23 protein-coding genes and 1 tRNA gene are annotated in these 23,910 nt (G+C 63.2%); 7 read left to right on the forward strand and 17 right to left on the reverse strand.

Annotation, left to right across the window (positions count from 1 at the left end; translation table 11 throughout):
- The first annotated feature begins 55 nt into the window (after window positions 1-55).
- Window positions 56-1,282 (forward strand): glycerate kinase family protein, encoded by a 1,227-nt coding sequence (locus ACR9WD_RS04530; RefSeq protein ID WP_190264758.1) that lies wholly within the window; start codon window positions 56-58, stop codon window positions 1,280-1,282.
- 9 nt (window positions 1,283-1,291) lie between these two features.
- Here ACR9WD_RS04530 and ACR9WD_RS04535 read toward each other — a convergent pair whose 3' ends face one another.
- The 4 genes from ACR9WD_RS04535 to ACR9WD_RS04550 all read right to left on the reverse strand — a co-directional run bounded on the left by ACR9WD_RS04535 (window position 1,292) and on the right by ACR9WD_RS04550 (window position 3,932).
- Window positions 1,292-1,666, reverse strand: a complete 375-nt coding sequence (locus tag ACR9WD_RS04535) for a PH domain-containing protein (protein ID WP_038989752.1) — start codon at window positions 1,664-1,666, stop codon at window positions 1,292-1,294.
- A 104-nt stretch (window positions 1,667-1,770) separates the two neighbouring features.
- The gene (locus tag ACR9WD_RS04540; protein WP_073706713.1) at window positions 1,771-2,208 is read right to left on the reverse strand and encodes a 6,7-dimethyl-8-ribityllumazine synthase; all 438 of its coding nucleotides are present in this window, start codon (window positions 2,206-2,208) and stop codon (window positions 1,771-1,773) included.
- Window positions 2,209-2,563: 355 nt separating this feature from the next.
- The gene (locus tag ACR9WD_RS04545; RefSeq protein ID WP_190264759.1) at window positions 2,564-3,586 is read right to left on the reverse strand and encodes an LLM class flavin-dependent oxidoreductase; all 1,023 of its coding nucleotides are present in this window, start codon (window positions 3,584-3,586) and stop codon (window positions 2,564-2,566) included.
- A 52-nt stretch (window positions 3,587-3,638) separates the two neighbouring features.
- Complete coding sequence (locus tag ACR9WD_RS04550) at window positions 3,639-3,932, reverse strand: helix-turn-helix domain-containing protein (protein WP_058255293.1); 294 nt, start codon at window positions 3,930-3,932, stop codon at window positions 3,639-3,641.
- A 46-nt stretch (window positions 3,933-3,978) separates the two neighbouring features.
- Here ACR9WD_RS04550 and map point away from each other — a divergent pair, with 46 nt between their 5' ends.
- Window positions 3,979-4,752 (forward strand): type I methionyl aminopeptidase, encoded by a 774-nt coding sequence (gene map, locus ACR9WD_RS04555; RefSeq protein WP_038989739.1) that lies wholly within the window; start codon window positions 3,979-3,981, stop codon window positions 4,750-4,752.
- Here the strand turns inward: map and bioD are convergent.
- The 9 genes from bioD to ACR9WD_RS04600 all read right to left on the reverse strand — a co-directional run bounded on the left by bioD (window position 4,749) and on the right by ACR9WD_RS04600 (window position 12,832).
- The gene (gene bioD, locus ACR9WD_RS04560) at window positions 4,749-5,465 is read right to left on the reverse strand and encodes a dethiobiotin synthase (protein ID WP_434922829.1); all 717 of its coding nucleotides are present in this window, start codon (window positions 5,463-5,465) and stop codon (window positions 4,749-4,751) included. The genes map and bioD overlap by 4 nt on opposite strands.
- Window positions 5,462-6,640, reverse strand: coding sequence for a cytochrome P450 (locus ACR9WD_RS04565; protein WP_190264761.1), 1,179 nt, complete (start codon window positions 6,638-6,640; stop codon window positions 5,462-5,464). Before ACR9WD_RS04565 ends, bioD begins: the two co-directional genes overlap by 4 nt.
- Window positions 6,637-7,806 (reverse strand): aminotransferase class I/II-fold pyridoxal phosphate-dependent enzyme, encoded by a 1,170-nt coding sequence (locus ACR9WD_RS04570; RefSeq protein ID WP_434922830.1) that lies wholly within the window; start codon window positions 7,804-7,806, stop codon window positions 6,637-6,639. The genes ACR9WD_RS04565 and ACR9WD_RS04570 overlap by 4 nt, the downstream gene beginning before the upstream one ends.
- Entirely contained in the window at window positions 7,799-9,160 is a 1,362-nt protein-coding gene (gene bioA / locus ACR9WD_RS04575) for an adenosylmethionine--8-amino-7-oxononanoate transaminase (RefSeq protein WP_434922831.1), read from the reverse strand. The genes ACR9WD_RS04570 and bioA overlap by 8 nt, the downstream gene beginning before the upstream one ends.
- Window positions 9,157-10,395 carry a biotin synthase BioB gene (gene bioB / locus ACR9WD_RS04580; RefSeq protein ID WP_254590584.1) on the reverse strand — a complete coding sequence of 413 codons (1,239 nt, stop codon included), beginning with the start codon at window positions 10,393-10,395 and terminating at the stop codon, window positions 9,157-9,159. Before bioB ends, bioA begins: the two co-directional genes overlap by 4 nt.
- A gap of 152 nt (window positions 10,396-10,547) precedes the next feature.
- A complete protein-coding gene (locus ACR9WD_RS04585) occupies window positions 10,548-11,315 on the reverse strand; it encodes an ABC transporter permease (RefSeq protein ID WP_434922832.1) in 768 nt (255 codons plus the stop codon).
- On the reverse strand, window positions 11,312-12,103 hold the full coding sequence (locus ACR9WD_RS04590) for an ABC transporter ATP-binding protein (RefSeq protein WP_434922833.1): 792 nt from the start codon (window positions 12,101-12,103) through the stop codon (window positions 11,312-11,314). Before ACR9WD_RS04590 ends, ACR9WD_RS04585 begins: the two co-directional genes overlap by 4 nt.
- 1 nt (window position 12,104) lies before the next feature.
- Entirely contained in the window at window positions 12,105-12,485 is a 381-nt protein-coding gene (locus tag ACR9WD_RS04595; RefSeq protein WP_434922834.1) for a DUF1048 domain-containing protein, read from the reverse strand.
- A gap of 2 nt (window positions 12,486-12,487) precedes the next feature.
- Window positions 12,488-12,832, reverse strand: a complete 345-nt coding sequence (locus ACR9WD_RS04600) for a PadR family transcriptional regulator (RefSeq protein WP_038989731.1) — start codon at window positions 12,830-12,832, stop codon at window positions 12,488-12,490.
- Between the two features lie 210 nt (window positions 12,833-13,042).
- Between ACR9WD_RS04600 and ACR9WD_RS04605 the strand changes: the two genes are divergently transcribed.
- Complete coding sequence (locus ACR9WD_RS04605) at window positions 13,043-13,690, forward strand: maleylpyruvate isomerase family mycothiol-dependent enzyme (RefSeq protein ID WP_434922835.1); 648 nt, start codon at window positions 13,043-13,045, stop codon at window positions 13,688-13,690.
- 109 nt (window positions 13,691-13,799) lie between these two features.
- On the opposite strand, the gene ACR9WD_RS04610 is transcribed toward ACR9WD_RS04605, so the two are convergent.
- The 4 genes from ACR9WD_RS04610 to ACR9WD_RS04625 all read right to left on the reverse strand — a co-directional run bounded on the left by ACR9WD_RS04610 (window position 13,800) and on the right by ACR9WD_RS04625 (window position 19,804).
- Window positions 13,800-14,372: an NADPH-dependent F420 reductase gene (locus ACR9WD_RS04610; protein ID WP_434922836.1), complete on the reverse strand. Its 573-nt coding sequence runs from the start codon at window positions 14,370-14,372 to the stop codon at window positions 13,800-13,802.
- A gap of 203 nt (window positions 14,373-14,575) precedes the next feature.
- Complete coding sequence (locus tag ACR9WD_RS04615) at window positions 14,576-16,924, reverse strand: GNAT family N-acetyltransferase (RefSeq protein WP_434922837.1); 2,349 nt, start codon at window positions 16,922-16,924, stop codon at window positions 14,576-14,578.
- Window positions 16,925-16,934: 10 nt separating this feature from the next.
- Entirely contained in the window at window positions 16,935-18,281 is a 1,347-nt protein-coding gene (locus ACR9WD_RS04620; RefSeq protein WP_434922838.1) for a lysine N(6)-hydroxylase/L-ornithine N(5)-oxygenase family protein, read from the reverse strand.
- Complete coding sequence (locus ACR9WD_RS04625) at window positions 18,278-19,804, reverse strand: pyridoxal phosphate-dependent decarboxylase family protein (RefSeq protein WP_121866423.1); 1,527 nt, start codon at window positions 19,802-19,804, stop codon at window positions 18,278-18,280. The genes ACR9WD_RS04620 and ACR9WD_RS04625 overlap by 4 nt, the downstream gene beginning before the upstream one ends.
- Before the next feature lie 319 nt (window positions 19,805-20,123).
- Between ACR9WD_RS04625 and ACR9WD_RS04630 the strand changes: the two genes are divergently transcribed.
- The 4 genes from ACR9WD_RS04630 to ACR9WD_RS04645 all read left to right on the forward strand — a co-directional run bounded on the left by ACR9WD_RS04630 (window position 20,124) and on the right by ACR9WD_RS04645 (window position 23,826).
- Window positions 20,124-21,377, forward strand: coding sequence for an MFS transporter (locus tag ACR9WD_RS04630; protein ID WP_121866424.1), 1,254 nt, complete (start codon window positions 20,124-20,126; stop codon window positions 21,375-21,377).
- Window positions 21,378-21,419: 42 nt separating this feature from the next.
- Window positions 21,420-22,493, forward strand: a complete 1,074-nt coding sequence (locus tag ACR9WD_RS04635) for a glycosyltransferase family 4 protein (protein ID WP_038989725.1) — start codon at window positions 21,420-21,422, stop codon at window positions 22,491-22,493.
- 139 nt (window positions 22,494-22,632) lie between these two features.
- Window positions 22,633-22,708, forward strand: a tRNA-Asn gene (locus ACR9WD_RS04640).
- Between the two features lie 272 nt (window positions 22,709-22,980).
- Window positions 22,981-23,826, forward strand: coding sequence for a phage holin family protein (locus ACR9WD_RS04645; protein WP_052253506.1), 846 nt, complete (start codon window positions 22,981-22,983; stop codon window positions 23,824-23,826).
- Window positions 23,827-23,910: the final 84 nt, after the last annotated feature.

Raw genomic sequence — 23,910 nt, forward strand, 5'->3', positions numbered from 1 at the left:
CACTTCAAAGCTTCATTTCCAACGCATCCATCCTCACTGAATAGGACAAAGAATCATGGCACACGCACTTCCACAACGCATCCTGGTCGCACCGTCGGGCTTCAAGGAATCCCTCGACGCCGCAGCCGTAGCGGCAGCCATCGGCGCCGGCGTCCGCCGGGCATTGCCCGGAGCGGCAGTCAAGGCCGTGCCCATCGCCGATGGCGGCGAAGGCACCGCTGAAACCCTGGCCTGCGCTACCGGCGGCCAGCTGGTGCCGGTAACGGTCACCGGTCCGGTCGGCCAGCAGGTCCAGTCGCACTACGCGATGCTCGGCGGCGAGGCGGAGGGAACTGCTGTCGTGGAAATGGCAGCCGCGGCAGGCCTGCGGCTGGTTCCCCGCGACCAGCGGGATCCGGGAACCACGACCAGTTACGGAGTGGGGGAGCTGATCGCGGCCGCGATCGATGCCGGGGCTTCGAAGATCCTGGTGGGCTGCGGCGACTCGGGCACCTCCGATGGCGGCATGGGCGCATTGCAGGCACTGGGAGCACAGATCCTCGATGCCAAGGGCCGTGAGGTCAAAGCCGGCGGCAATTACCTCGGCCGCGTGGACCGGCTCGATCTCTCCGGCCTGCACCCGGCATTGGCCGCCGGGACAGTGCAAATCACTATGGCGTTGAACCAGCACAATGTGCTGACCGGACCGCGCGGAGTGGCGCGCGTATTCGGACCGCAGAAGGGCGCCACCGAGGAACAGGTGGAAAGCATGTCGGCAGGCTTCGAACGCTGGGCCTCGATCCTGCGCCGCGATGCGCTGGAGGCCGCGCGCTCCACCGATTTCGCCTTGGCCCCGGGAACCGGTGCTTCGGGCGGACTGGGTGCCGGTCTGGCCGCGGTGGGAGCGGTGCTCCTGCCCCGCTTCGAGGCGATCCTGGACTCGGGTTTGGCCGGCATCGATCTGGACTCGATGCTGCGCGGAGCGGACCTGGTCATCACCGCAGAAGGCGCCATCGACTTCCAGACTCCCAAGGGCAAGGTGCCTGCCGAAGTCGCGCGGCGCGCCTCGCTGCATGGCGTGCCGGTAGTGGCCTTGGCAGGAACGCTGGGCCGGGGCTGCCGCGACGTGCACGATATCGGCATCGATGCCATTGCCTCGATCATGCCCATTCCCATGACACTGCAGGAAGCAGTGGATGACGGGGAACGGCTGCTCATCGAAGCGGCCGAGCGCTTCATGCGCACCATCATCCTGGGTGCCTCGATGGCCGCGGCACGGCTGAGCCCGCGCGAGGCGTGGTAAAAGGGTCCGCTACAAGACGTAGCCGGCGACCAGCTGCGACAGGGCACGGATATCCACCTTGCCCTTGAACTCCAAACGGACCTTGCCCAATGAGCTGAACCAGAGATCCAGTTCAGCATCCAGATCGAAGGTTCCAGCCGTTTCAACCGAGAACGACTGGACCTTCGAATACGGCAACGAGGTGTAGTCCCGCTTCTTGCCGGTCATGCCTTGCACATTGACGGCGATGAGCCGCTTATCGGTGAACACCACGTAGTCGCGGGCGCCCTTGAAGGCGGCTTGCAGCTCTTCGCCAGCAACCAGCATGGGCATGATTTCAGGGGCCACCTGCGACAGGTCCCAGGGACCCAGTTTGAAGACGGAAGAATTATTGAAGTCGATCATGCACCGAGCGTACCGAGCGCGGGGGACAGGTTGGGAAAAACAGGCGTGCCGCATTGGCCAGTGAAATCTTGGCCAAGGCGGCACGCCATTTTCCGCGAATTACTCTAGAGCTCGATGGCTGCCACTGCCTGCACTGCACGGGCAGCTTCTGCACCCTTTTTCAGGAAATGCTCGAAATAGAAGGCCTGGTGCTCATCGTTCGAGTGGAAGTGGTGCGGGGTCAGACTGACCGAAAAGGTCGGCACGTCGGTGTCCAGCTGCACGCGCATCAGCCCGTCGACCACAGCCTGGGCCACGAAGTCGTGGCGGTAGATGCCGCCGTCAACCACTAGGGCCGCGGCCACCACTGCATCGTACTTCCCGGTCTTCGCCAGGCGCATGGCCTGAAGCGGCATTTCGTAGGCACCGGGTACGGCAACGACGTTGATGGAGCATTCCTGCCCGGAAGCTTTCATCTCGGCCTTGAACCCGGCAAGCGCCTGGTCAACGATATCCGCGTGCCAACTGGCCTTGATGAAGGCGATGTTCAATGGCTTGCTCATGAGTGACTCCCTGGATCTGCGTGAAATCTTCTTGTTCTTTTGATCCACCCTAGTGCTGCAGATCTCAATGAAATAACTGGGGAAGGAGTCGGCGTAACGATTCCCCCGCTTCAGTGCCAACCCAGTTGCGGAGACACAGGCTGGAGCACCGATTCGATGGCATTCGCGTTGCTGTGCATGCCCAGCTGGTACAGAGCTGTCACAACGCACCTTGACACGCTCCACCCACTGCTTCGAATGCTCTGCCATCTGGCTCTCCTGCACACAGAAAACCAGCCCGCGCCTTGCAGCAACGGGCTGATCATGATGTGGCTATGATGGCACGGTCAATCTTGGCGCACCATCCTTCGTTGTGCTACCGCCAACCTAATTGCGGAGCAACATGCTTGAGCACCGATTCGATGACGTGCGCGTTGTAATCGACGCCCAACTGGTTCGGAACGGTCAGCAGCAGCGTGTCGGCTGCGGCGATCGCTTCGTCCTCGGCCAGCTTCTTGGCCAGCTCATCGGGTTCGCCGGCGTAGGACTTGCCGAAGACCGCACGGGTCTTCGCATCGATGTTGCCCACCTGGTCGGAGCTGTAGCGGTCGCGGCCGAAGTACTGCCAGTCGCGCTCGTCGGTCAGCGCGAAGATGCTGCGGCTGACCGATACCCGTGGCTCGCGGGCATGGCCGGCATCTTTCCAGGCCTGGCGGTAGAGCGCGATCTGCTCGGCCTGCTGGACGTGGAAAGGCTTGCCGGATTCATCGTCCTTCAGCGTGGAGCTTTGCAGGTTCATTCCCAGCTTCGCCGCCCATACTGCGGTGGCATTGGAGCCCGAACCCCACCAGATGCGCTCGCGCAAGGTGCTGGAGTGCGGTTCGATGCGCAGCAAGCCGGGAGGGTTGGGGAACATCGGCTTGGGGCTGGGTTCGGCGAAGCCCTCGCCGGAGAGCACTTCGAGCAGCCGCTCGGCGTGGCGGCGGCCCATGTCGGCATCCGATTCGCCTTCGCGGGGCTCGAAGCCGAAATGCCGCCAACCGTCGATAACCTGCTCGGGCGAGCCGCGGCTGATGCCCAGCTGCAGCCGGCGATCGGAAATCAGGTCGGCTGAACCTGCATCCTCGGCCATGTACAACGGGTTCTCGTAGCGCATGTCGATCACGCCGGTGCCGATCTCAATGCGGCTGGTCCGTGCGCCGATGGCGGCGAGCAGCGGGAACGGGGAAGCGTATTGCTGCGCGAAGTGGTGCACGCGGAAGTAGGCGCCGTCCGCGCCGAGCTCCTCGGCTGCGACTGCCAGGTCGATGGCCTGCAGCAGTGCGTCGGATGCTGAGCGGGTGCCGGATTGCGGATGGTCGGTCCAGTGGCCAAAGGACAAAAAGCCGATGTTCTTCATGCTTGGGGCAACAAGCGGCCGCATCCCGTTATTCCGCGGCGGACCAGCACGGCTAGCGGCGCAGCAGCCGCCTATCCGAAAGCCCTGCGGCCCTATCCGGCTCCGCGTCGTTCATGCTGGACCAGATGCTGTCCAGGGAAAGGTCCAGCACTGCTGCAATGGCGGCGATGGTTGAGAACGCGGGAGTGGCTACGCGTCCGGTCTCGATTTTCCGCAATGTTTCAGGGGAAAGCCCGGCCTCGAGCGCGATATCGAGAATGGTGCGTTCCCCGCGCGCCCGCCGAAGCAGTGCACCAAGGTTCTTTCCCTGCTCGATTTCGCGGGGAGTAAGCGGCAATCTGACCATGGAAAAATTATAGTACCGGTAAAGTTTGACCGGTATAATAATTGGAATGATTGAGATACTCACCCCCAGCGAACTGGACCGCGCCCGGGACACCGGACGCCTTGTTGGCACCATCCTGCAAACGCTCAAGAACCGGGTCAAGGTCGGCACCAACCTCCTGGAAATCGACACCTGGACCAAGGAACTGATCGAGGAAGCCGGCGCGGAATCCTGCTATGTCGATTACGCCCCCGCCTTCGGCAATGGTCCCTTCGGCCACTACATCTGCACCGGTGTCAACGACGCGGTGCTGCATGGCTTGCCGTACGACTATGCGCTCGCCGACGGCGACCTGCTGACCTTGGATTTGGCGGTGAAGCTGCGCGGCATCGCTTCGGACGCGGCCATCAGCTTCATTGTGGGAGAGAAGCAGCGGGCAGAAGATCTCAAGATGATCGAGGTAACCCAGCGCGCCTTGGCCGCAGGTATCGCAGCTGCGGTCCCGGGAGCCAAGATTGGCGATATTTCCTTCGCTATTGGCTCGGTGCTCACCGCCGAAGGTTATCCGGTGAACCTGGAATTCGGCGGCCACGGCATCGGCAGCACGATGCACCAGGACCCGCACGTGTCCAATGACGGCCGTGCAGGCCGGGGCTACACGCTGCGCCCGGGCCTGCTGCTCGCGCTTGAACCCTGGATCATGGAAGACACCAGCAAGCTGGTCACTGATAAGGATGGGTGGACTCTGCGCAGCTCCACCGGCTGCCGCACCGCGCATACCGAGCACACCATCGCGATCACGGATACCGGAGCCGAGATCCTCACCCTGCCAAAGAACTAGCAGGATCCAGGGCAAGGCCAGGCCAGTGTCGCGGCCGCTTCATGCAGGGCGGCGCGGCACCGGCTAGGATCGCGGACCAGGCCAGCTGGCAGCGCCCCGGCAAAATCCCAGCCATGGCCGGCGGCCATGTTCCGCAGATTCGCCAGATTTCGTTGGTGCAGCGGCTCGGGGTGTTCCGGATAGCTGCCCAGCAGCAACGTGCCCCGGGTGAAACCGCGGGTACTGCAGGCCTCCAGGGTCAATGCCGTATGGTTCAGCGTTCCCAGATCCGGGCGGGCGGCGACGACGAGGCTGGCCCCCACGGCCTGCGCCAGATCGGCGATGGTTTCCCCGGCCGCTGTCAGCTCCACAAGCAAGCCGCCGGCCCCCTCGATGATCACCACATCATGCGTGGCATCGAGCTCGCCGACCTGCTGCACGTGCTGGGCCAAGGTGGGCAGCACAGCAGCCGGATCCAGCCCAGCGCACAGCGCTGCATCCACCGGTGCCATCGGGTGGCGCAGGCGCACCCCTTCGAAGGCCGAGAGCTGGCCGGGATTGCCCAGCCAGCGTGCCGCATCCTGGGCGTCCCCGGGTTCTGACTTGCCCAGGCCGGTCTGCGTCGGCTTGTAGATGGCGACGCTGTGCCCGTGGGACAGTGAGCGGGCGGCCACCACCGCGGTGGCTACGGTCTTTCCGACCTCGGTATCGGTTCCGGTCATTGCATGGATCATTCCAGCATCCTCTCTGCAGGGTAGGTGATGGGCACTGCGGGTGGCGCCTGGAATGACAGCAGATGGCCGAAGGGCACGGGCGGCCCATCGGCGACGGCCAGCGGCAGGCAGCGTGCGGTTTCGGAGAGCACCAGCTCGGTTTCCATCCTGGCCAGGGAAGCGCCCAGGCACCGGTGGATCCCGTAGCCGAAAGCCAGTGAATCATCGCCGGCGGCGCCGAGCTCGCCACCGGCCAAGCGCAGCACCAGCTGCTCCCCGGTGGCGAATTCCAGGTCCCCGATCCGCGTGTCCTTGAGGGCAATGCGCCGCCAGGTCGGCACCGAGGAGGCCCGGGCCAGCACCTCGCGCACCAGCCCCTGGGCCGCGGCCTCTTCCGTGCCCGCCTGGGCCAGGGCTTCCCAGCGATGATCATGCAACGCCGCATGCAACGCCGTCTGGATGAGCATCGAAGTGGTTTCCTGTCCGGCGATGCCCAGGAAATAAGCCAGCGAGCGGATCTGTGGTTCGGATACCCCGGCCCGGTGCAATGCGGCGTAGAGATTCCCATCGTCGCGTTGCACTGCCTGGTGCACCGAATCATCCAGCCAGCCGAAGTATTGCGCCGCGCTGCGGGCAAGCACCAGCTGCCGCTGCGCATCGGGCCAACCCCAGAACAGCTCCAGCGAGTCCCGGCTCCAGGCCTTGAGCGTCCCCAGCTCGGGCACCGGCACCCCGGTGAGCCGGGCCATGGCTTCCACCGGGATCACCGCTGCCAATTCGGTGGCCAGATCCGCCGATTCCCCCTTGCGCAGCCTGGGCTCGAGCTCCGCGCAGATCCCGCGCACCCGGTCCAGGATCGGCTCGCGCTGGGCACGGACCTTGGCGGGACTGAAGAATCCAGCGACAATCCGGCGCACTTCCAGATGCTCTGGGCCCGAAGCGCTGGCCAGCACCTCGGGAAGCGCGAAGCGCGCCCGGGCAAGGACCCGCAGCGCCGCAGGTTCCGGCTCCACCGCAGTGGACAGGGCATTGGCCGGCGAGAACTCATCGGGCCGCGCCAGGATGGCGCGGACGGTGTCCGGATCCTCGATGCTCCGATAGCGCGCGTTGACAACGTCCGGGTAGGCCTCGGACAGCGGCCCGGCGAGCGGTGCCAGGTCCAAAGCGCTCGCCGTCGTGGCGAAAGGGCAGCTCATGAATCCTCCTGGATGATGGCGCGGGCTACCGCGTGGATGGCTACAGACAATTCCGGGTGCCCGTGGTGGGCATGGGCGGTGAGCCGGATGCGGGAGATGCCATCGGGCACGCTGGGCGGTCGGAAGCAGGCTACCGAGATGCCCTGGACGGCCAGCGTTTCGGCCGCCCGGGCTGCGGCGCCGGCACTGGGCATCTTCACCGAGAGCACGGCTCCGGCCCCGGCTTCCACGCGGCCGGCCAGGGCCGGGTGGGCTTGCAGCTGGTCGCGGATCAGCAGCGCATTCTCCGCCAGTGCGCCACGGCGTTGCGGCCCGGCCAAGCGCAAGGCCGCCAGCGCTCCGGCTGCCGCGGCAGGGGATAGCGCGGTATCGAAGATGAAGGTGCGGGCGGTGTTGACCAGATGATCGCGCAGTGCCGCCGCGCCAGGCCCGCCCATGAGCACCGCGCCGCCCTGCGACCCCAGGGCCTTGGACAAGGTCGCCGTGGAGACTACCCGCCCGTGGCCGGCCAGTCCGGCGGCCAGCACTGCAGAGCCTTGGCCGGTGGCGGCCAGCGAATGCGCTTCGTCCACCAGCAGCAAAGCGTCGAACTTGGCGCACAGTGCCGCCAGCCCGGGCAGCGGCGCGGCGTCGCCGAATACCGAATAGACGGATTCGACCACCAGCAGGACGCGGGGCTTGGGGCTTGGGGCGCTGCAGTTGGCTTCCAGCAGGCGGGTGAAATCAGCCAGGTCGTTATGCGCTGCGGTGGCGACTTCGGCACCCGATAGCCGGGCGCCGTCGATCAGGCTGGCGTGGGCATGCGCGTCGAGGATGAACAGGCTCCCCGGACCGCCGAGGGCGGCGAGCACCCCGAGGTTGGCGGTGTAGCCGCTGGAGAACACCAGGGCGGCTTGGCGCTGGGCGTAGTCGCAGAGCCCGGCTTCCAGCTCGCGATGCACCGGCAGGGTTCCGGCGGCCACCCGGCTGGCCGAAGCTCCGGCGCCGTAATCCAGGGCGGCCTGAGCGGCGGCCTGCCGGATATCGCGGTGCCCGGACAACCCCAAATAGTCGTTGGAAGACAAGTCGAAGAGCCCCGCCGCGGACGAGTCCTTGCGTTGCAGCCCCCGCCGCTGGCGCACGGTGGCGCGCGTGGCCAGCCAGGAGTCCCAACCCGGCTCAGCCATGGACCTGCTCCACGGCGCCCACCACGCCGCGGCCCAGGACCGCGAGCTGTTCGGGGGTGCTGATATACGGCGGCATCACGTAGACCAGGTTCCGGAAGGGACGGATCCAGACCCCGCGCTGGACGGCAGCTTCGGTTACCGCGGCCACCTGGACCGGGGAGGCGAGCGCAATGGCCCCCACCCCGCCCAGCACCCGCACCTCCTGCACCGAGGCCAGATCAGCGGCCGGTGCCAAATGGGTGCGCAACCCGGATTCCAAGGTGGCGAGCTGCTGCCGCCACGGAGCGCGCTCTGCCGAGGTGCCCGGTTCCCCGGCGAGCAGATCCAGCGAAGCGCAAGCCACCGCGCAGGCCAGCGGGTTGCCCATGAACGTCGGACCGTGCAGCAATGCCGCGCCCTCCGAGTCCCCGCTGCCGGACAGGGCCGAAGCGATCCGCGAAGAGCACAGCATCGCCGCCAGGGTCAGATACCCGCCGGTCAGCGCCTTGCCCACGCACATGATGTCCGGTTCGATGCCGGCATGCTGCACCGCGAACAGCAGCCCGGTGCGCCCGAAGCCGGTGGCGATTTCGTCGGCGATCAGCACCAGGCCGTGGCGGTCGGCCAGCTCGCGCAGGGTGCGCAGCACCGCGGGGGGATAGATGTGCATCCCGCCGGCTCCCTGCAGCACCGGCTCGAAGACGATCCCGGCCAGCGTGGTGGCGTGGGCCGCGATCAGCTCGTGCGTTTCCTGTTCCCATTGCGCCAATTCGGCGGCTGAATACTCCCAGCCGCCGGCGGCGTCGCGGCGCGCCGCCGGAGGCTTGGGCAGGAACAGCTCGCCGGAGGAGCGCGGGGCGAACGCGGCATGCATCCCGTCCACCGGATCGCAGATGCCCATGGTGGCGAAGGTGTCCCCGTGGTAGCCGCCGCGCAGCGCGGCAAAGCGGTGGCGTCCGGTGCGGCCCTTGGCCTCCTGGTATTGCAGGGCGAGCTTCAGCGCGACTTCGACGCTGATCGACCCGGAGTCGGCCAGGAACACGTGGCGCAAGCTCTCCGGGGCCAGCGCGACCAGGCGTTCGGCCAGTTCGATGGCCGGCTGGTGGGTCAGGCCGCCGAACATCACGTGGCTGAAGCGCTCCAGCTGGCCGCGGGCCGCGGCATCCAGTGCCGCGTGGCGATAGCCGTGCACCGTCGACCACCATGAGGACATCCCGTCGATGACCTCCCGCCGGGTTCCTGCGGCGTCTTCCAGGACCAGCTGGGCGCCGTGCGCCTCGCGCACCGCATAGTGCGCGCCGGCATCCAGGGAAGCATAGGGGTGCCAGAGCAGCCCGGCATCCCTCTCCAGCAGCGTCGTTCCGGTGGCGATCATGCGTTAGGGCTCTGCGCGGTTCCGGCGCCGCGGCGGCGCAGCACCGGTTCGGCGCTTCCGTTGCCGCTGCCGCAACCGGGGGCAGAACTGCCGCAGGGCGAAGAATCAGCAGCGGAGCAGCAGGAACCTGCGCAGCCCGTGGAACCGGCATTGCCGGCATCCGATGGCTGGCGCGCTGCATGGCCGGCGGCTTCGCGCAGTTCCGCGGCCAGCTGCATCGGGTCCTTGCCCTGTTGCCCGAGCACCACGAACCCGGCGTCGGCAATCATTGCCAGGTCGGCTTTCGCATCCTGGCCTTCGCTGGTCAGGTAGTCGCCGAGGAACAGCGAATTGGCCACTTCCAGCGCGGTGGCCTGCAAGGAGCGCAGGTGCATCTCGCGACCGCCGGCCATCCGCAATTCCTTGTCCGGGCAGGCCATGCGCACCACGGCCAGGATCCGCAGGCAGGCCAGCGGTGTCAGGTTCCAGGTCCCTTCCAGCGGGGTGCCATCGAATGGCATCAGGAAGTTCACCGGAATGGAATCGGCATCCAGCGCGCGCAGTGCGAAGATCGCCTCGACGAGTTGCTCTGGGGTTTCGCCCAGGCCGACGATGAGCCCCGAGCAGGGGGAGAGGCCGGCGGCCTGGGACTGCTGGACGGTGGAGACACGCTCGTCAAAGCTGTGCGTGCTGCAGATTTCCGGGTAGAGGGATTCGGCAGTATTCAGATTGTGGTTGTAGGCATCGGCACCGGCCTCCTTGAGCCGCTGGGCCTGCCCCTGCTTCAGGATGCCCAGGCAGGCGCAGACCTCGACCTCGGGATGGTCTTCCTTCAGTGCGCCGATCATCGTGGCAACCCGGTCGACATCGCGGTCCGTGGGCCCCTTTCCGGAGGCCACCATGCAGACCCGCGAGGCGCCGCCGGCGATGCCCAGGCCGGCCTGGTGCACCGCTTCTTCGGGTTTGAGCCAGGTGTACTTCAGGATTTCAGCTTTGGAGCCCAAGCGCTGCGAGCAATACGTGCAGTCCTCGGGGCACAGGCCGGACTTCAGGTTGACCAGGTAGTTGACTTTCACCGTGTTGCCGAAATGCTTGCGCCGAAGCAGTCCGGCCGCGTTGACCAGCCTTGTCGTGTCGGCGTCCGGCGTTGCCAGCAGGCCGAGGGCTTCTGCCTCGGTGAGCTGGTGGCCGTCGGCGATGCGGACGGCCAGCTCAGTGAAATCTGCGGTGCCGATGCGATGCGTGGAGATGCTCATGGGGTCCTTAGCGTGGTTGGGCGACTGCCTGCCAAGAATCAGCCAGTCCTGAACGGTGTTCAATTGCTGGCCTTAATGTAGCACGAAAAGCCCCTAACTTGAACAATGTTCAAGTTAGGGGCTTGCACTGCTCCGCACGCGGCATCTGCTGCTCAGCTGGTGGTCTTGCCCCGGTAGATCCGCGCGGCCAGCGCCCAAGCCAGGAGCGTGATGCCCGCCAGCCACGCCAGTGCTGCCCACAGCTCGGAGCCCACGGGGTCCTGCGATAGCAAGGCGCGCAGGGAATCGGCTATCGCCGTGATCGGCTGGTGCTGCGCGAACCAGGCCACCGGGCCGGGCATGGCCGCGGTGGGAACGAATGCCGAGGAAATGAAGGGCAGGAAGATCAGCGGGTAGCTGAAGGCGCTGGCACCATCCACCGATTTCGCGCTCAATCCGGCCAGCACGGCGATCCAGGTCAGGCACAGGGTCACCAGGCACAGCAGCCCAAGCACCGCGATCCACGAGGCAACGGAGGCCGAGGAGCGGAAGCCCATGGCCACGGCCACCCCCAGCACCAGCGCCAGCGAGAGCAAATTGGCCGCCAGCGAGGTGGCCACATGGCTCCAGAGCACGCTGGAACGGGAGATCGGCATGGCGCACAGGCGCTGCACCAGCCCATCGCGCAGATCCAGGAACAGCCGGTAGGAGGTGTATGCGACCCCGGAGGCGATGGTGATGACCAGGATGCCCGGCAGCAAGTAGTTGATGTACGGACCGGGGGCGCCAGTGCCGAGGGCACCGCCGAAGACATAGGTGAACAGCAGCATCATGGCTACCGGGGTGATTGCGGTGGTGACGATCGTGTCGGGGCTGCGCATCACGTGGCGCATCGAGCGGCCCGTGAGGATCCGGGTTTCACGCAGTGCTGCGATGCTCATGGCTGGCTCCCTTCGGTTCGCTGGTTGCTGCCGGTCAGTTCCAGGAAGATCTCCTCGAGGCTCGGCCGCTTGGTGACCAGCTCGGTGGTGGCCGGCGGCAGCTGGGCCTGCAGCTCGGCCAGCGTGCCCTGCTGGATGATGGTGCCCTCGTGGAGGATGGCGATGTGATCGGCCAGGTGTTCCGCTTCATCCAAATACTGCGTGGTGAGCAGGATTGCGGTTCCGGACTCGGCCAAGCCGCGGATCAGCTGCCAGGCCTCGCGGCGAGATTGGGGATCCAGTCCCGTGGTCGGCTCGTCGAGCAGGAGCACTGGCGGGTCGCCGGCCAGGCCCATGGCGATATCCAGGCGCCGGCGCATCCCGCCGGAGTAGGTGCCCGCGGGGCGGTCGGCCGCGTCCGAGAGGCTGAATCGCTCCAGCAGTCCGCTGGCGATCGCTGGCGGATCGGGCAGCCGCAGCAGCCGGGCGACCAGCAGCAGGTTCTCGCGTCCGGTCAAGACCTCATCCACGGCGGCGAACTGGCCGGTCAGGCCCAGGGACCTGCGGACCTGGGCGGGATTCTCGCAGGTTGCCGTTCCGCAGATCCGGGCAGTGCCCGCATCGGCGGGCAGCAGGGTGGCCAGGATCCGCACGAGTGTCGTCTTGCCGGCGCCATTGGAACCGAGCAAGGCGAAGATGCTGCCAGGCTGCACGGCGAAGTCCAGTGAGCGCAGCACGGGCAGGTTCTTGAACGACTTGGCCAAGCCGATGACCTCGATGGCCGGTTCGGGGGCCAGCGCGGTGTTCATGTCATTGCTCCTTCGTCTCGTTTTCCGCTTCGGAAATGGCCTGTGCCAGGCGGGTGCGCTCCTTGTCGGTCCAGCGCTTGCCGCCGTAGGCCTGGGCGAAGTCGTCGGCGAACTCCGCCGGATCTTCGCCCAGCAGTTCGCGCAGCGAGGTGCCGTTGGCGGCCGCCCCTTCGAAGAGGTCTGCCAAATCCGAGTACATCGAGATCATCGTCTCGGCGTCGGTAATTCCGCTCTGGTTCATCAGGTAGCGCTGCAATCCCGCAGCGGCCTTCGCATAGGGCTGCGGCAGCTCCTTGAGGCGCGCCAGGCTCTGCTTGTACTGCTTGTACTGCTTTTTCTGTTCCAGCGATCCAGTGAAGGTTTCAATCCATTTGGCGACCATGATCAGTGCCCTTTCTTCGGAGTGGTTGGGTGGGGGAGGCTGTCGATGCGGGAAACGAGCAGGTTCCAGGTGCTCCAGAAATCGTCGAGCTGCTGCCTGCCTCGGGGGTTGAGGGTGAAGACCTTGCGTGGAGGTCCTTTTTCGGAGGGGACTTTCTCCACCGAAACCAGGCCCTTTTGCTCGATGCGCACCAGCAGTGCGTAGATGGTCCCCTCGGCCAGATCGGTGAAGCCGCGTTCGCGCAGTTCCGTGGTGATCTCGTATCCGTAGGCCGGGCGTTCGGCCAGGATCGCCAGGACGATCCCCTCCAAGGTGCCTTTGAGCATCTCAGTCATCTGCGAGGCCATGCTGCGCCCCTCTCTACTTAGCGTCATTGAGTACAACTAGATAGTAGAACTAGGTAGCGGTATTTAGCAACACTTAGTACCGAAGGATTTCAGGGACTTTCTTCGGGGATCCAGAGAAGTGGGGGATGACCAGCGGCAAGATAACGAGGCACCCAATCCGGTATGCTCCTTGAAGCTGATCCGGAACTGGACCCGATGGGAAGGGCCACCATGAAAGTTGCGAAATGGCACTGGGGGCTGGTTGATGCCGAGCGTGCAAAGCTGGCAGAAATGCTGGGCGGCTTGGCGCCTGAGCAGTGGACTGCCCCGTCGCTGTGCGAGAACTGGCAGGTGCGTGACGTTGCAGCGCATCTGGCGGCGGCCGGATCCACTACCACCGTCCATTGGCTGGCGAGCATGGCCCGCTCCGGATTCAATACCGGCCGGCACAATGAACGGTTGCTGCGCAAGCAGCTTGGGGCCAGTCCCCGGGAAACACTGGAGAACTTCAATCGTTCCGCGGCCAAACGCATTGCCCCGCTGAACTCGGTGACCGGTTTGCTGGGCGAAGTGGTGGTGCATGGGCAAGACATCGCCAAGGCGCTGGATCTGCCGCTGTTCCCGGATCCCCAGGCGCTGCGCGCCGTGGCAGAATTCTTCGCCTCCAGGGATTTCGCGGTCAACAGCAGCACCCTGGTCAAGGGGTTGCGGATATCGGCAGCCGATGATGATTTCAGCAGCGGGGCGGGACCCGAGGTGCGTGGCGTATTGCTCGATCTTCTCCTCGCCATGGCCGGCAGGAAACAGGTGCTCCCGCGGCTTGAGGGCTCAGGGGTTGAAGAACTCGACCGCAGGATCGCAGCGCAAGCGCGGACATAGGCAACTGGCAGCCAGCGGTGGGGAGTGCGGGCAGCTTTGTGAATGGCAATGCCCCGGCGGTGGACATTGTCCACCGTCGGGGCATGGTGCGCATGAGGGGTTGGCGGGATTAGTTGACCCCGAAGCCTCCGGTCCAAGCGATCTTCTCGCCGGCTGCCAGGGAGATCTGCATGAAGCCGATGCCTTCCAGCTCGCGGGCGCGCTTGCTGGCGCCAGCGTCGATGGCGCGCAGGCCGCCGGCCGTGACCAAATCGGCCAGCTGGGACTTGGCATCCTCGTCATCACCGGCGATCAGCACGGTGGTCGGGGTGGTGCCGACCTTGCCTTCAGCGATGGTGGAGGCGAAGTTGGTGTTGAAGGCCTTGATTACGCGCGAGTTAGGCAGCGCCTTGCTGATTTCTGCGGTGGCCGAGCTGTCTGCCGGGACAGTCAGGGAATCGAAGGTCTCGAAGTTCAGCGGGTTGGTGATGTCCACGATGATCTTGCCCTCCAGCTGTTCGCCGCGCTCGGCGATGATGCCTTCGATGGCTGGGTATGGGACGGCAAGAACAATGATGTCGCCGTAGGCGGCGGTGGCCGAATCGCCCGAGCCGAGCAGCTGGATGGTTGCCCCTGCCTTGCTGAAGACTGACGAGATGGCCTGGCCCATGTTGCCCTTGCCGATGATGCTGACGTTGACCATGATGACTCCTTGGAAATTTTGATTGAAGCTTTAACTAAATACTAGGAGCAATTGATTGAAGCGTCAAGTAATTTTCCAAAGAAAATTTCACCAATAGCCACCGTACTGCTTCTGGAATTGTGGATTGGGGCGTTGACTAGGCCAATGAACGGCAGTGCCGCCGTGCCTGATCTGGGTGCGGCGGCACTGGGGAAAGTAATCGGTCAGGATACTGGGGCGGCCACGGCGGCCAACGGGTTCTCCAGATCCCCTGCGTAGAGCAGTCCTCCGGACTGGTCGGCCAAGTCGAGCATCTGCTGGTTATTGCGCAACTGCAAGCGATTCAGGCAGGAGAGCGGGAAACTCTGTGCAAAGAGCCCCAGCTCGTCGAAGCGGCCAGCGAACTGCGGGTGCTGCCCACGGTACTCAAGCAGCCGATCCACCACGGTCTTCCAGAATTCAGCTTCGGACAGCAGGCCTTCGGCATCCAGCAGCGGGGCGAGGAAGCGGAAGAATGAATCGAAGACATCGGTGAAGACCGACAAGACCGGGTCCCCTCCGGTACGCACCCGGCGGATCTCCTCCGGCAACTCCACCCGATCCGACAGCACCGCAATCTCTTCGCCCAAATCCTTGAGCAGCACCTTCTCCACGACACCGTTTTCCAGCACCATGATCACGTTCTCGCCATGCGGCATGAACACCAGATCATAGGCTGCCAGGCAATGCACCAGCGGAATCAGGTAGGCATCCAGATAGCGGCTCAGCCACTCGGCCGGAGCCAGTCCGCTGCGGCGAATAAGGGCGCCGGCAAAGGACCGGCCGGATGCATCGACGTGCAGCAAGCTGGCCATCGTGGCCAACTTCTCTTCCGGGCCGAGCAAGCTGATCGGGGACTCCCGCCACAGCGCGGCAAGCATCTTGCGCTGCGGATCGCTCTTGGCCGTGGCCGCTTCGAACTGCGGGTTGCGGTAGCCGACGGCCGCGATTTCACGCAGCAGGGCGACCGGCTGGGTCGAGAGCACCGGATCCTTTGCAAACAGCTCGCCCAGCCACTGGTTGATGGCCGGAGTCACCTTCATGTACTCGGCGCTCAAGCCGCGCATGAAGCCCATGTTCAAGATCGACATTGCCGTCTTGACGTAGTGCCGGTGCGGGGTGGACAGGTTGAAGAAGGTGCGGATCGACTGCTGCGCCTGGTATTCGTCGGCGCCGCTGCCCAGCCAGATCAATTGCTTGCGGGCAATGTCGTTGGCGAATGTGATCGACAGGCGGTTCTCCCACTGCCAGGGATGTACCGGAATGAACAGGTAGTCTTCGGATGCATAGCCGGTACCGAACAGGGCGGACTCCAAGGCCTCGTCCAGTCGCTGGCGTTCGGCTGGATCCAGCTCGCTAGCCAGCAGGCCTTCGTAATCCAGCGAATCGATGGCATCGAACTGCGCCCTGGACTTGTGGGCCGCCGCCCAGCCAAGGTGCAGCGCGGCCCCGGTTTCGGGGGCGTACTTCAAGTAGTCGGTGCGTCCGATGCCCATGCGTCCATTGTTGGCAACGAAGCACGGGTGCCCCTCGGTCATCGAGGATTCGATGAGCTGGAATGATTGTGCGGCGCTGCCATTGAATTCGGCCAGCTGCGCTGAATCATGGGTTGCATGGACCTGCTTGTAGCAGTGGCTGCTCAACGTGGAGGAGAGCTCCTCCAGATAGGTGGGAAGCTGCGCTGGGGAGAGCGTGAGTTCCTCGGCGAAGAGCGTGATGAATTCGATGGCATCCGCGTCTGCCGCCAGCCAGCTGCCGGCAACGTAAACGTGGTGTTCCACAGACTGCGGTGAAACCATCCAGTGGTTCAGCTGGTAGCGCTGGGCGCTGAAGCTGTAGCGGTGCGCGTCCTTCTGGACTGAATATCGGTTCTCGCCATGCTCGGCAGGTTCCAGCAGGCGCTCATGCGAAAATTCGCCCAAGGCCTTGGCCAGAACATGGCGATTGGCGATATCCCAACGCACGGGGGAGAGGAACGAGGATTCCAAGCGGCGGCCGGTTGCGCTCTCGAAATCCTGGCGGGTGCAAATGGACAGCAGAGCCTGCTTGATCGAGCCGTCTGCCTCGGAAAGCTCCACTGGCCGTACCGGTCGGAAGCCGACGCGGGCATTCAGCGCATGGATGGCTTTGTTGCGCACATCTGGCTCCACGATGATTCGTTCAGTTCCAGGCAGGGCGAATGCCTGGACCATGGCTGCGGCCAGCGCCTCCAGCGTGAACCCGGGCTGGGGGTTCGCTGCCGCCGGCGCCAGGAAATGCAATCCGCGATCGCCACGTACATAGTTGTACGCGTCGGCCAGTGGGGATGCGGCTGGGTCGTAGAGCTCGACCAGGAATTTCTCGTCTCCCGAAGCGTCGATGCCGAGGAGCACTTCGTATCCGGGGGTAGAGAGCAAGGTGCGGTATTCCGCTTCGATCTCCTTTTCGGTCGCATTGGGCATGCCCCAGAACGAGGCGTGTTCGGTGGCAATCCACGAATGAAGCAGCGCCGAATCGTCGGGCAGTGAAACGGGGCGGAAGGTGTAGCTGGTCATCGGTAAATCCTTAGGCTCGTGCGCTGGCATTGGAGGAAGTGGGTAGGCCGCTGAGTTCAGCGGCGCCGAATCGCTGGAAGGCGATCCGTTGCTCTACCGGGTAGACCTCGCGTCCAGCCAGGCGGTTGATGATGACCGAATTGCGGTAGGCGCCCATGCCGAGGTCCGGGGCGGTGAAGCCGTGGGTGTGCAATTCGGCGTTCTGCACGAAGATGTCCTGATCCAGCCCGATGGAATACTCGCGGTCGACATTGAATCGGCCGTCGGGGAGGTAGTCGATGCGCTGGCTGATGCCTTCCAGGAAGTCCGGCGCGCTGGCACGGTAGCCGGTTGCCATGACCAGGTTGTCGGCAAGGAACTCCACGTCTTCTCCGGTGCGTTCATGGTGCAGGCGGACGGCCAGGTAATCCGGGTCGGCGTCGATGCTCGTGGCAGCGCAACCGGTGCGTAGGTGCACATTCGGGGCTCCATTGACGCTTCGCTGGTAGAGCTCTTCATGGATTTCGTTGATCAGATCCGCATTGATGCCCTTGTAGAGCCCCTTTTGCTCAGCTGAAAGCACATCCCGCTGGTCCATGGGCAGGGAGTGGAAGTGGTCGATGTACTCCGGAGACGTCATTTCCAAGGTGAGCTTGGTGTATTCCAGCGGGAAATAGCGTTCCGAACGGGTTGCCCACACCAGATGGTCCTCGGCTGGCAAGCTGCGCAGCAGATCCAGGAAGACTTCTGCGGCACTCTGGCCGCTGCCCAGCACAGCTGTTACCTGCGGAGATGAACCTGGTGCCCGGGGCGAAAGGATCCGTTCGCGGTGGAACGCGTAGTCGCTGGAGTGCAGCACCTTGCCGCTGGCTTGCGCTTCCGGTGTGATGACAGGCGGCAGATAAGGCTGGGTTCCGGTGCCGAGCACCAATTTGTCTGCGGTGAAGCGGGTCAGTCCCGCGGCGGTGAGCACCGACAGCTGGTAGGTCCCATCGCGGTAGTCGGCTTCGAGCACCCGGTGCCCGAAACGAACGCTGCGGATATTTTCCGCCGCCCATGCCAGATAGTTGGAATACTCCTCGCGCAAGGCATAGAAGTCTTCGCGGATGTAGAACGGGTAAAGCCGCTGTTTTTCCTTGAGGTAGTTCAAGAATGAATGCTTGCTGGTCGGGTCCGCCATGGTCACCAGGTCCGCCATGAAGGGAACCTGGAGGTGGGTTCCGGGAAGCATCATCCCGGGGTGCCAGATGAACTCCTCTCCGGCTTCGAGCACGGCGACATCCAGATCGGCCAAGCCGTCGGTCAAGGCCGCAAAGCCCAGGTTGAAGGGGCCAGCTCCAATGGCGATGGCATCAAAGTGTTCGGCAGGTTGAATCATTTCTTCTCTCCAAGGGTGCGTTCGGCCAGGATGCCGGAACCAATGCGGCAGATGGCGTCGAGGATCTCGCTGATATCGGCCAGGGTCGTATTCGGATTCAGCAGCGTGAGTTTCAGCAGCCGCTTGCCCTTGACGGTGGTGGCAGCGATCATTGCCTCGCCGCTGGAATAGAGGCGCTGGCGGATCTGGTTGGCCAGTGCATTGTGCTCTGCCAGGTCCAAAGGGTGCTGCGGATCTTCAAAGGAGAAGACCAGCGTGCTCAGCTGCACATCGGCTGCCATATGCAACTGGGCGCGCATGGCCACTTCCTGCTGCGCGTCCTCGGCCAACGCAATGACCTGGTCGAACATGTCGCCCAGGCGTTGAGCCCCCAAGGAGCGCAAGGTGACCCACAGCTTCAGCGCATCGAAGCGCCGAGTGGTCTGCAACGACTTCGCCACCTGGTTAGGGGTGGCGTCGGCCTCCGCACGCGGGTTCAGATACTCGGCATAGTGGGCGATGGATTCCATGGAAGCCGCAGAGCGGACCACCAAGGCGCTTGAACCGATGGGCTGGAAGAACGATTTGTGGTAGTCGACGGTGACCGAGTCGGCTTGTTCAATTCCATCCAGCCGGTGGCGGTGGGAATTGGAGACGAGCAGACCGCAACCGTACGCGGCGTCGACGTGGAACCAAGCACCGACTTCCGTGGCGATGGCACGCAACTGTGGCAGCGGATCGATGGCCCCGAAGTCGGTATTCCCGCTGGTGGCGGAGATGGCCATGGGCACCAGACCGGCGGCGCGATCCGCGTCAAGTTGCACGCGCAAGGCCTGTACATCCATGCGGTGCTGGGCGTCGGTAGGGATGGACACGGCTGCGTCGTAGCCCAGGCCCAGGAGCATCGCGGCGTTGCGAATCGAGAAATGCGCGTCCTCCGAGCAGTAGATCCGCAGGTTGGCCAGCCGTTCAGGCAAAGTTCCGCGCAGCTTCGCGGTCGCGGTGTTCCGCGCGATCAGCATGGCTTGGAGGTTGGATTGCGTTCCGCCAGAGGTGAAGATTCCATCGGCCTGCCCGGACTCGAAGCCGATCAGCTCGGCGGTGAACTCGATGAGCTTGCGTTCGATCAGCGTGGCTCCGGCGCTCTGGTCGAAAGTGTCCATCGAAGTGTTGATGCTCGTGACGAAGTTTTCGGCGGCGACTGCAGGGATCACGACGGGGCAGTTCAAGTGCGCAGCATACTTCGGGTCGTGGAAGTAGACCGCGTCGTTGAAGTACAACTCGTTCAACTCGGTGAACGAGTCCTGGGTCGAACCCAAGGGGCGATGCAGATCGACCATGTCGATGCGTGCTTTCAGCTGCTGCGGGGTCGGTCCGGTTGTCGGCGCGTTGACCGATGCCAATCGGTTGGCCACACGTGAGATGGCATCACGTGATTCGTTTTCGTAGACGTGGACGGTGTTTGCGCAGAGCAGCGCATCGTCGTAGATCGGCAGCGGCAGATCAGGTATTTGCAGGGTAGGCAGTGAGGCACCCAAGAGCATGCTCCTCAGATAGAGACAATCAATAGTTGGTCAGGCTCACCTAACAAGAATCTATTAACAACACACTTCAATTAGTTAATGCAAGCCGAGTAATTCGATGGATTCTCCCAGGGAAAAATTTCTCAATTTTCGCATCAGTGGCAAGTGGTTGTGGTAAGTTGCCCTCTGACCTGTATGTTGATGTTTCAATAATTAGCTCTTCCAATAGCGAAGCGGAGTAATCGACTCGACTTGTAGCGTTCAAGAAGTATCACTAATCGTTTGATTGTGTTTTCAGCGCAAGTATGTATGATCAAACAGTTGGAACAAGGGAGGGCAGGTGACTACGGTAAGCCCACGGAAAGCCGAGCGATCCCAGCGTCTGCTCCTCGGGGCGAATGCCACTGACGCGGCAGGACGCTCGCTATCGGATATCACGATTGACCTGTTGTTCGTTGGCGCCCTCGGGGCAACCGCCATGCAAATGGGCATGCTCAATGCGCTTGGTTCCCTGGCCTTCGTGCTCGCAAGCATTCCCGCGGGCCATATGGTCGACAAGTATTCCGCGTTCCGTGTGCTGCGCATCGGTCTCGGGGCCAAGCTGTTCCTGCTGGGGTGCTTGGCGGTGCTGTCATCCGCAGACGCGCTATCGATCCCGATGGGAATGCTGCTGTGCGCATTGCTTGGCATCTGCAACGTCTTTTCCGAAACGTCGCAAACCACTGCCGTCCCGCAACTCATCGAAGAGGATCCCGAGAACCGATCAGCGGGCATTAGCAAGCTGATCGCCTCGCTGAGCGCGGCGGACCAATCCATGACAGTGGTTGTCCCGGCCCTTGCGGGAACCGGCTTCGCGCTGTGGGGAGCGCCGCCGCTGCTGGGCATCTCGGCGGCACTGGGCCTGCTGGCCTTGCTGATGGCGCTGCGTGTGCATTCCCATCGCCCATCGCAAGGCCCTGGTGGCACGCTCAAGCCGTCGGCCGAACAGGGCGGCATGCTCGCCGGCCTCAGATATCTTCTCCGGCATCGGCTGCTCTTGGCGATCACGGTTGCCGTGATGTTCTCCAACTTGGGGTTGGCCATCGGCTCGTCGGTGGAGGCGATCTTCATCATCAACGAGCTCGGCTTTGGCGAATTCGGGTACGGCATCTTCGTCTCGATTGGCGGCATCGGCGGGCTGATCGGCGCAGCAGTCGCAGGAAAGCTGGCTGGGAAGTTTCCGCCGGCAACGCTATTGGTCTACACCGGTTCACTGCAGGCGGCATTGACTGGCTGCGTACTGGCCGCAGCCTACGCACCGGAACTGTGGTCCATGGTGCTGCTGGGCACGTTCTCGTTGGGCTGGGGAATCATCGTGCTGCTCTTCAACATTGCAGCCTCCTCATGGGTCGTGCAGATCGTTCCCGAGCACCTGCTGGGACGAGTCCTCAGTGCACGACGGCTATTCACCTTTGGAGTGGTTCCCGTCGGCGGTTTGGCTGGCGGCGCAGTGGCCAGCGCATGGGGGATTGCCGCCGGACTGCTTGGCTGGGTTGTTGCCGCGGCCCTCTCGGTTATCAGCTATCTGGCGATGCGCGGCCCGGCAACCCGTTAGGCTGGACAGCGTAAGCACCACGAACTAAAGGCAACTGCGCACGTGAAACTCGTTATCGACGCTCGATACACCCGCATCACCCACCACGACGGCATCAGCCGGTACACCGCTGGGTTGATCGAAGCCGCCAGCAAAGTTGCCGACGTCACGATGCTGGTCAACGACACCAGGCAACTGGGTATGCTTCCAGATGTCCCGTATTTGAAGATTTCCGGACCCACCAGTGTGTTCGAACCGTTCGTGGCCTTGCAGGTCAATAAGCTCAACCCTGATGTCGTGTTTTCGCCCATGCAAACCATGGGGACCGTGGGGCGAAAATATCCCGTGATCCTGACCCTGCATGATTTGATCTACTACTCGCATCCGCACGCGCCGAAATTCCTGCCCCTGCCGATCCGTGCCGGGTGGTTCCTGTTCCACCAGGTCTACTGGCCGCAAAGAATGCTGCTGAATCGTGCCGACGCGGTAGCTACCGTCTCCAACACCACCGCCAAGCTGATGCGCAAGCATCGATTGACCAAGAAGCATATTGGCTTGGTGTCCAACGCACCGACGGGAAACTTTGCACGCCGGGACCAGGCGAAGCGGCCAAGGAAGACCCTGATCTATATGGGCTCTTTCATGGAATACAAGAATGCCGAGACGCTCATCCGAGGTATGGCGCATCTGCCCGACTATGAGCTGCATCTGCTCAGCGGGATCAGCGAACAGCGTCATGCCGAATTAACCAAGCTCATTCCTTCAGGTGCCACTGTGGTATTCCACCGGGGAGTCAGCGATGAGGAATACGAACGGTTGCTCAGCGAGTGCACGGCTTTGGTCACCCTTTCGCGCGAAGAAGGCTACGGCCTGCCACTGGTTGAAGCCATGAGCATGGGAACTCCGGTGATTGCCACCGACATGCCGATCTTCCGGGAAGTCGCAGAAGACGCCGCGCTGTATGCGTCGGCAGATGATGCGCAGGGTTTCGCGGACCAAGTACGCACCCTGGATGAGCCCGGAGCCTGGAAAGAATATTCGCAACGGGCTGTGGAACGAGCCGCCCACTACTCATGGGAGCAGTCGGCGCAGCAGCTGCTGGAGTTGGCCAGGTATGCGGCAGATCACAGAAAGTAATTTGCTTCGCAGTGGCGGTTGAGCACCTTGTCGCACGCGAATAATGGCGGAAAATCGGGGAAGGGAACGTGTGCTCCGCATGAGGAGCTGCCGATTTGAAAACCGGACTTGGCCAGTGCTAAAGTATTACTCGTTGCATTCCTCCATAGCTCAATTGGCAGAGCATTCGACTGTTAATCGAAGGGTTACTGGTTCAAGTCCAGTTGGAGGAGCCAAGAAAACCTCCCAGTTGCACCAGCAGCTGGGAGGTTTTGCTTTACCCGAAAACAGTGGTGCCGGTGCGCAAAATTGAAGTGAAAACCCGGCAACGCCTGAATCTCCTATAACCACAGGTGATTAGACGATAGACTTTCGAATCGTTACCAGTTACACCCACAGCATGAGATAAAGCAGTGGGTTTTACGCCTGAAGACTGAGTCGTATGCGGCAACCGGGGTGTTAGCGTTTGTTGTACCGGTTGCTGAGCGATCGAGAATATGGAGAAACCATGTCTGAAGCTGAATCGACGCAAGCTGACGAAAGCCTTAAGTCGAGTGTCAAGAGTGCTAAGGCGCAGGTTGATGGACTCAAGGAGCTTGTTCCACAACAGCTCTCGGACGAGATCAAGCTTGCGACCACCGTGCTCAAGGGCAAGGGAATCAGCATTGGCATGGCCGCGGCGCTTGCAGGCGCCGCACTGCTCGTAGTGCTGCTCTTCGTCATTGCCGTAGTAGTAACCCTGGTCAACGTGTTGGCTCTTTGGCTGCCAGGTTGGGCCGCCGCATTGATCGTTGCAGGTTTCTTCTTGCTGATTGCCGCCATCTTGGGATTGGTCGGATACTCAAAGGTCAAGAAGGCACTGCCGCTGAAGCCGGAAGCAGCTATTCGCGGACTCCGCCACGATTTTGGCGTGCTCAAGGATGGCAGCGCCTTCGATGTCAGCACTCTTGACGAGCCGCTGAAGAAGAAGTCGGCTGAGGATGATGAGTCCGCAGACAAGAAGAAGGAACCGAAGCCGCCGGCACCGAGCGCCGATGAGCTGGTCCTTCGCACCAAGCGTCGCCGCCGCCAGATCCAGGCACTGCGTGACAACCTGGGCGAAAGCGTGCAGGCTCCGCTGGCCAAGATCGACAAGGTGCGTTCCTTCACCCACGGTGCTGGAGAAAAGTTTGCCGGGGCAGCGGCCAAGGCCAAGGGATTTGTCCGCCCTTCCTCGTCTTCGTCTTCCGAAGACCAATCGGAGGCTGACAGAGCCGGCTCGCACCGCGCTGAACAGGCACGTCCATATATCGTGATGGCAGGTTCCGGGCTGGCACTGGTTGCTGTTATCCGGGCACTGTTCAAGCGCTCCTAGGTCTTTCGCCGACGGAGCCGTGCATCGGCCTTAATACGCGTGCACCTGCCCCGTCATTTGAAAACTCAGGCTAGAAAGGCACTG

This window comes from Glutamicibacter sp. PAEs-4 (assembly GCF_051161755.1).
Lineage (GTDB): Bacteria > Actinomycetota > Actinomycetes > Actinomycetales > Micrococcaceae > Glutamicibacter > Glutamicibacter nicotianae.

Bases quoted from the DNA above. Each gene is read 5' to 3' on its own strand.
- ACR9WD_RS04615 (WP_434922837.1), bottom strand. From the start codon at position 16,924: ATGACCAGCTACACCTTCCGCCCCGTTTCACTGCCCGACGATTCGGCG.
- ACR9WD_RS04535 (WP_038989752.1), bottom strand. From the start codon at position 1,666: ATGATCGACTTCAATAATTCTTCCGTCTTCAAACTGGGTCCCTGGGAC.
- ACR9WD_RS04600 (WP_038989731.1), bottom strand. From the start codon at position 12,832: ATGGCCTCGCAGATGACTGAGATGCTCAAAGGCACCTTGGAGGGGATC.
- ACR9WD_RS04590 (WP_434922833.1), bottom strand. From the start codon at position 12,103: ATGAACACCGCGCTGGCCCCCGAACCGGCCATCGAGGTCATCGGCTTG.
- ACR9WD_RS04570 (WP_434922830.1), bottom strand. From the start codon at position 7,806: ATGGCTGAGCCGGGTTGGGACTCCTGGCTGGCCACGCGCGCCACCGTG.
- bioD (WP_434922829.1), bottom strand. From the start codon at position 5,465: ATGATCCATGCAATGACCGGAACCGATACCGAGGTCGGAAAGACCGTA.
- ACR9WD_RS04625 (WP_121866423.1), bottom strand. From the start codon at position 19,804: ATGCTCTTGGGTGCCTCACTGCCTACCCTGCAAATACCTGATCTGCCG.
- ACR9WD_RS04610 (WP_434922836.1), bottom strand. From the start codon at position 14,372: ATGGTCAACGTCAGCATCATCGGCAAGGGCAACATGGGCCAGGCCATC.
- ACR9WD_RS04530 (WP_190264758.1), top strand. From the start codon at position 56: ATGGCACACGCACTTCCACAACGCATCCTGGTCGCACCGTCGGGCTTC.
- bioA (WP_434922831.1), bottom strand. From the start codon at position 9,160: ATGATCGCCACCGGAACGACGCTGCTGGAGAGGGATGCCGGGCTGCTC.
- ACR9WD_RS04645 (WP_052253506.1), top strand. From the start codon at position 22,981: ATGTCTGAAGCTGAATCGACGCAAGCTGACGAAAGCCTTAAGTCGAGT.
- ACR9WD_RS04620 (WP_434922838.1), bottom strand. From the start codon at position 18,281: ATGATTCAACCTGCCGAACACTTTGATGCCATCGCCATTGGAGCTGGC.
- ACR9WD_RS04605 (WP_434922835.1), top strand. From the start codon at position 13,043: ATGAAAGTTGCGAAATGGCACTGGGGGCTGGTTGATGCCGAGCGTGCA.
- ACR9WD_RS04550 (WP_058255293.1), bottom strand. From the start codon at position 3,932: ATGGTCAGATTGCCGCTTACTCCCCGCGAAATCGAGCAGGGAAAGAAC.
- ACR9WD_RS04545 (WP_190264759.1), bottom strand. From the start codon at position 3,586: ATGAAGAACATCGGCTTTTTGTCCTTTGGCCACTGGACCGACCATCCG.
- ACR9WD_RS04595 (WP_434922834.1), bottom strand. From the start codon at position 12,485: ATGGTCGCCAAATGGATTGAAACCTTCACTGGATCGCTGGAACAGAAA.
- bioB (WP_254590584.1), bottom strand. From the start codon at position 10,395: ATGAGCATCTCCACGCATCGCATCGGCACCGCAGATTTCACTGAGCTG.
- ACR9WD_RS04540 (WP_073706713.1), bottom strand. From the start codon at position 2,208: ATGAGCAAGCCATTGAACATCGCCTTCATCAAGGCCAGTTGGCACGCG.
- ACR9WD_RS04585 (WP_434922832.1), bottom strand. From the start codon at position 11,315: ATGAGCATCGCAGCACTGCGTGAAACCCGGATCCTCACGGGCCGCTCG.
- map (WP_038989739.1), top strand. From the start codon at position 3,979: ATGATTGAGATACTCACCCCCAGCGAACTGGACCGCGCCCGGGACACC.
- ACR9WD_RS04565 (WP_190264761.1), bottom strand. From the start codon at position 6,640: ATGAGCTGCCCTTTCGCCACGACGGCGAGCGCTTTGGACCTGGCACCG.